This window comes from Kocuria rhizophila (genome assembly GCF_003667225.1).
GTDB classification, from domain to species: domain Bacteria; phylum Actinomycetota; class Actinomycetes; order Actinomycetales; family Micrococcaceae; genus Kocuria; species Kocuria rhizophila.
This window is the reverse complement of the sequence record NZ_RCOM01000119.1, coordinates 1-5,054: the sequence shown is the minus strand read 5'-3', so window position 1 is coordinate 5,054 and position 5,054 is coordinate 1. Positions and strand designations below refer to the sequence as shown.

Annotated in this window: 4 protein-coding genes and 1 tRNA gene; 3 read left to right on the top strand and 2 right to left on the bottom strand. The window is 72.6% G+C overall.

Going from position 1 to position 5,054, the window contains the following annotated elements:
- The first annotated feature begins 107 nt into the window (after positions 1 to 107).
- A complete protein-coding gene (locus D9R02_RS11190; RefSeq protein ID WP_121566926.1) occupies positions 108 to 1,817 on the top strand; it encodes a sigma-70 family RNA polymerase sigma factor in 1,710 nt (569 codons plus the stop codon).
- Between the two features lie 153 nt (positions 1,818 to 1,970).
- Positions 1,971 to 2,867, top strand: coding sequence for a zinc metalloprotease HtpX (htpX, locus tag D9R02_RS11185; protein WP_019309700.1), 897 nt, complete (start codon positions 1,971 to 1,973; stop codon positions 2,865 to 2,867).
- A 178-nt stretch (positions 2,868 to 3,045) separates the two neighbouring features.
- Here the strand turns inward: htpX and D9R02_RS11180 are convergent, their stop codons facing one another.
- Together D9R02_RS11180 and D9R02_RS11175 are read right to left on the bottom strand one after the other, a co-directional pair.
- Positions 3,046 to 3,537 carry a YajQ family cyclic di-GMP-binding protein gene (locus tag D9R02_RS11180; RefSeq protein WP_047978427.1) on the bottom strand — a complete coding sequence of 164 codons (492 nt, stop codon included), beginning with the start codon at positions 3,535 to 3,537 and terminating at the stop codon, positions 3,046 to 3,048.
- Between the two features lie 55 nt (positions 3,538 to 3,592).
- Positions 3,593 to 4,474 carry a patatin-like phospholipase family protein gene (locus D9R02_RS11175; protein WP_059281158.1) on the bottom strand — a complete coding sequence of 294 codons (882 nt, stop codon included), beginning with the start codon at positions 4,472 to 4,474 and terminating at the stop codon, positions 3,593 to 3,595.
- Between the two features lie 385 nt (positions 4,475 to 4,859).
- Between D9R02_RS11175 and D9R02_RS11170 the strand changes: the two genes are divergently transcribed.
- Positions 4,860 to 4,941, top strand: a tRNA-Tyr gene (locus tag D9R02_RS11170).
- Positions 4,942 to 5,054: the final 113 nt, after the last annotated feature.

Below are 5,054 nucleotides of genomic sequence, written 5' to 3'. Positions count from 1 at the left end.
CCGCGGCACCGCACGGAGCCCACCTGTCATGCAGGCGACGGTCTGCTGCTTCCCAGCGGCGGCTGTCACAATGGTGGGGATCCCACCGCGCGTCGTCAGAGAGAGTCATGCCCCACAGAGCAGACCCGGATTCCGGACGTCCCTCGGCCCAGGCCACCGGCCCCGCGAGCGACGAGCAGCTGCTCCGTGCCGTGCGCGAGGGGGACACCGCGGCCTTCGGCGAGCTCTACGAACGCCACCGCGGCGCCGCACTGGCCGTGGCCCGCATGCACTCCCGCAACGACGCCGACGCCCAGGACCTGGTCTCCGAGGCCTTCACGCGGGTGCTGGCGCTCCTTCGAGAGGGGAAGGGCCCGCGCGAGTTCCTCCGGGCTTACGTGGTCACGGCGGTGTCGCGGCTGGCCGCGGACCGCGCCAACGACCTCACCCGCACGCGTCCGGAGGACCCGAAGCCGGACGGACCGCTGGACCGTGTGGAGCTCTTCGACGACTCCGTGGTGCGCCAGGTGGATGCCGCCGTGGTGGCCCGGGCCTTCGCCTCCCTCCCCGAGCGGTGGCAGGAGGTGCTGTGGTACCTCGAGGTGGAGCAGCGCCGGCCCCGTCAGGTGGCTCCGGTGGTGGGCGTGCAGCCGAACGCCGTGTCCGCGCTGGGCAAACGTGCCCGTGAAGGGCTGCGCGCCGCGTACGTGCAGGAGCACGTCTCCGCGCAGGCGCTGGAGGACTGCGAGCGGTACGCCTCGCAGCTGGGTGCCTTCACCCGCGGCTCCCTCACACCCGCCCGCACCCGGGCCGTGCAGGAGCACCTGGACCAGTGCTGCCGGTGCACCGCCGAGTACCTCCAGCTGCAGGACCTGGGTCTGGGAATGCGGGCCTGGGTGCTTCCCGTGCTCGCCGCGCTGCCGCTGTGGGGTGGTGCGGGCGGCCGCCTCGCGGACTCGTTGGCCGGGCTGCCCCTGCTGGGCGTCGGCTCGGGCGCGGCCCCGCTGCCCGGGGTGCACGACGCCGCAGCCCCGGCCTCCGCGCCCACGGTCGCCGCGTCCTCGGGTGCCGGCAGTGCAGGTCGCCTCGGCGGGGCCGGCACGGCCGTCGGTCATCCCGCGGGCGCTCCCGCGGGTGCGTCGGCGAGTGGCGGCTCGGGGGTCGCGGCGGCACCCGCGCGAGGGACTGCCGTGGTCGCGGGCTCGGGGACCGGACTCGTCGTGGCGGCGGTTTCTGCGCTCGTCCTGGCCGCGTCCGCGGCGGGCATCGTGGCCTGGACGAACGAGTCGCAGGAGGCGGCTCCCGCGGCCGCGAGTGCGTCGGCATCGCCCGATGCCGTGCGCAGCGCTCAGTCCACCGCCGAGCCCGGCTCGGTCGGTGCTGCCTCGGAGGGACCCGCCCCCGGCGCCTCGGGGACGACGGGGGACTCCGGGGAGCAAGGCGCCGTGGAACCCGAGGGCCAGGCAGACGCGCAGGTGCAGCCCGGGACGAGTGGCGGGCCGGGAGCACCGGCCCCCGGTCTCCCGCAGAGCGAGGCCCCGGTGGCCCCAGCGCCGTTCGTGCCGGGGGAGAGTCCCCTGCTGCCGACCCCCGCGAGCAGCCTGCCGATCGTCGTGCCGCCCCTGGAACCCACCGGCGCGCGGTCCCTGGAGGCCACCGAGGATCTCGCGGACACACCGGACCCCACGGTGACCACCCCCGCGCCGTCGGTGACCGCTGAGCCCTCACCCGAACCCACGGCTCCGAGCGCCACGCCGTCTCCTTCACCCACCGAGGAGTGCGGCTGGGTGCTGGGGCTCAACGGGGAGCTCATCTGCTTCCCCTGGGTCAGCCACTGACCCACCGGCACCCGGTCCACCCGTCACCGCCCCCGAGCGGCACCGCAGCACAGTCCGAGATCCCGGACTCCACGGTCTCGACCCCGGGATCCGCGGCGGTGCCCGTCACGGCCTCATGATCCAGAGACCCCCGACACTGAGGAGAACCACCTGATGCACCGTCACTTCAACGGCCTGAAAACCGTCCTGCTCCTGGGCGGGATGTGGGCGGTCCTGCTGGGAATCGGCTGGGCCATCTCCGGGGCCACCCGCAACTCCGTGTTCATCATGGTCTTCGCGGTGATGGGTCTGATCGGCACCGCCGTGAGCTACTGGAACTCCGACAAGCTCGCGATCCGCTCCATGCGCGCGGTTCCCGTGACGCCGCAGCAGGCCCCGGCCATGTACCGGATCGTGCACGAGCTGTCCCAGAAGGCCGGGCAGCCCATGCCCCGGCTGTACATCGCCCCGACCATGAGCCCCAACGCCTTCGCCACGGGCCGCAACCCCGAGAACGCCGCGGTGTGCTGCACGGAGGGCATCCTGCAGCTGCTCGACGAGCGCGAGCTGCGCGGCGTGCTGGGCCACGAGCTGATGCACGTCTACAACCGGGACATCCTGACCTCCTCGGTGGCAGCCGCGGTGGCCGGTCTGATCACCTCGGCGGCCCAGGTGCTGCAGTTCGCGGCGATCTTCGGCGGGCGCGGCGACGAGAACCGCGGCAACCCCCTGGTGGGTCTGCTCATGGCGTTCCTGGCGCCCCTGGCCGCCACCGTGATCCAGCTGGCCATCTCCCGCACCCGCGAGTACGACGCGGACGAGGACGGGTCGAAGCTCACCGGTGACCCCCTGGCGCTCGCCTCTGCGCTGCGCAAGATCGAGGGCGGCGCCTCCCAGCGGCCCATGAACCCGGCCGACCAGAAGGTGGTCAACACGTCGCACCTCATGATCGCGAACCCCTTCCGGGGCGGCTCGGTCACCGGGCTCTTCCGCACCCACCCCGCCACGGACGACCGTGTGGCGCGGCTCGAGAACATGGCCCGCAACGGCGGGCGCCCGGGCGGACGCTGAGCCTCCGCGCCCCGGGGCGGTGCGGCGGCGTCGTCGTGAACCGGCGGACGGCGCGCGCCGAGCCAGGCGGCGTCGGACAGGGTCCCGTCCATGGGAGCGGAGATGCCGGGAGCACCGCTCCCCGGAACGCGCGAGGGGCCGGGACGGAGCAATCCGTCCCGGCCCCTCGCGCGTGAGCTCAGCGGTAGTTCACGAACTGCAGGTCGACCTCGAGGTCCGAGCCCTTGAGCAGGGAGATGATGTCCTGCAGGTCGTCGCGGGACTTGGACGAGACGCGCAGCTCGTCGCCCTGGATGGTGGCCTTGACGCCCTTGGGACCCTCGTCCCGGATGAGCTTGGTGATCTTCTTGGCCTGGTCCTGGGCAATGCCCTCCTTGATGGAGGCCTCGATCCGGTACTCCTTGCCGGAGGCGTACGGGTCACCCGCGTCCAGGGACTTCAGGGAGATCCCGCGCTTGACCAGCTTGGACTGGAACACGTCCAGCACCGCCTGGGCACGCTCCTCGGAGTTGGCCTTGATGAGGATCTTCTCGCCCGAGAAGTCGATGTCCGCGCCCACACCGCGGAAGTCGTAGCGCTGGGCCACTTCCTTCTGCGCCTGGTTCAGGGCGTTCGCCACTTCCTGCTTGTCCACCTTGCTGACCACGTCGAACGACGACTCTGATGCCATGCTCTTGCTCCTCGGCTGTTCCGGTGCGATCGGCGGAGCGCGCGAGGCCGTGTGCTCACGCGTTCCAGAACTCTGTGACCCGGTCCGCGAGCTGACGCGCCTGCGCGAGACCGGCCTCGAACGAGGGTATCCGACGCGCCGGATCCAGCGGATTCATCCCGAACGCCCGGTGGCTGGCCTCGTCCGCCGTGACGTGCAGAGCGGCACCGGTCTCCTCGATCAACCGCAGGGACTCGTCCAGGGTGGGGCCGAACGGGCTCGTGGGCGGCTCGGGGTTGCACGAGACCACGAGCACCCGGTCGAAGCCAGCGGCCAGGTCCGCGTTGGTGGCCGAGCGCATGCCTCCGTCCATGAGGGCGCGGTCCCCCGCGTGCACGAGCGGGAAGACCGTGGGAACGGCGCAGCTCGCGGCCACGGCCTGCTCGAGCGGCACACCGCTGTCCGCGTGGAACACCACGAACTCCCCGGTGCCGGCATCCACCGCGGTCAGCGCGAGGCGCCCCGCCGGCCACTGCTCGGGCAGCATGCCCCCGATGCGCGCGAGCCACGCCTCCTCGGTCATCGCGGGGGTGGCCGACGCCGCCCGGGCCCCGATCGTCGCGCGTCCCGCCTCGGGCGTGGTGGCGCGCTGCGCGGCCTCGCCCATCAGCTGCATGAACTGTTCGGCGTCGAAGGCCGGTGCGGCGTCGTCGGGAGTGGACCGCCCGCTGCTGGCACCGGGGCCCATCTCGGCGCGCAGGGCGTCGAGCTGGAGACCGCCGGCGCGCAGCTGCACGGCCACCGCGGAGCCCGCGGAGGTGCCGACCACGAGGTCTGCCGCTCCCAGATCCGCTCCGGCCTCCAGCAGTCCGGCGAGCAGTCCGCTCTCCCACGCGATGCCGGCGGAGCCGCCGCCGCCCAGGACGATGGCACGAGAGGGGGAGGTTGTGGTGTTCATGGTGTTTCGCCTTCCTGTCCCGGGTCCGTCACCCTCCTCTGGAGGGGGGGCGGGCCCGGGTGTGGTTGTCTGCTCGTCCATGATCAGGCTGCTGATCAGTTGTGGTCAACCGTTTGGGTCCCTGGCATCTGGGTGGTGCCCGTGCTACTCGGCGGCGGGTCCTCCCGTGGCGCCCTTCGTGGGCGTGGTTCGCGCGGCGTCCGCCGGGCGGGCATCCGTGGCCGCATCCGGTGCGCGGCAGCCGCGCGCGCTGGCCGGGAGGCTGACCGGGAACCGGGCACGGTGCGCCGACGGGGCCACCACCCGCGATTTTGGGCCCGCACCGCTCCCCGTGTACTGTTGAGATGCTTCGCCGCGCGGTATCGCCGCGTGCGCAGGGCGTCTCGGCAGGTTACCCGAGCGGCCAAAGGGGGCTGACTGTAAATCAGCTGGCAATGCCTACGGGGGTTCGAATCCCTCACCTGCCACCGAGGACGATGTCCTGGACATCACGAAGGGGCTTCCCGGATCACTGGATCCGGGGAGCCCCTTCGTCGTGCCGGGGGCGTTCCAGGAGTATCGGCGGGTGGTGGGTGGGGCC

Excerpts from the sequence above, each read along its gene's own strand:
- D9R02_RS11190 (WP_121566926.1), top strand. The coding sequence starts at position 108 with ATGCCCCACAGAGCAGACCCGGATTCCGGACGTCCCTCGGCCCAGGCC.
- htpX (WP_019309700.1), top strand. The coding sequence starts at position 1,971 with ATGCACCGTCACTTCAACGGCCTGAAAACCGTCCTGCTCCTGGGCGGG.
- D9R02_RS11180 (WP_047978427.1), bottom strand. The coding sequence starts at position 3,537 with ATGGCATCAGAGTCGTCGTTCGACGTGGTCAGCAAGGTGGACAAGCAG.
- D9R02_RS11175 (WP_059281158.1), bottom strand. The coding sequence starts at position 4,474 with ATGAACACCACAACCTCCCCCTCTCGTGCCATCGTCCTGGGCGGCGGC.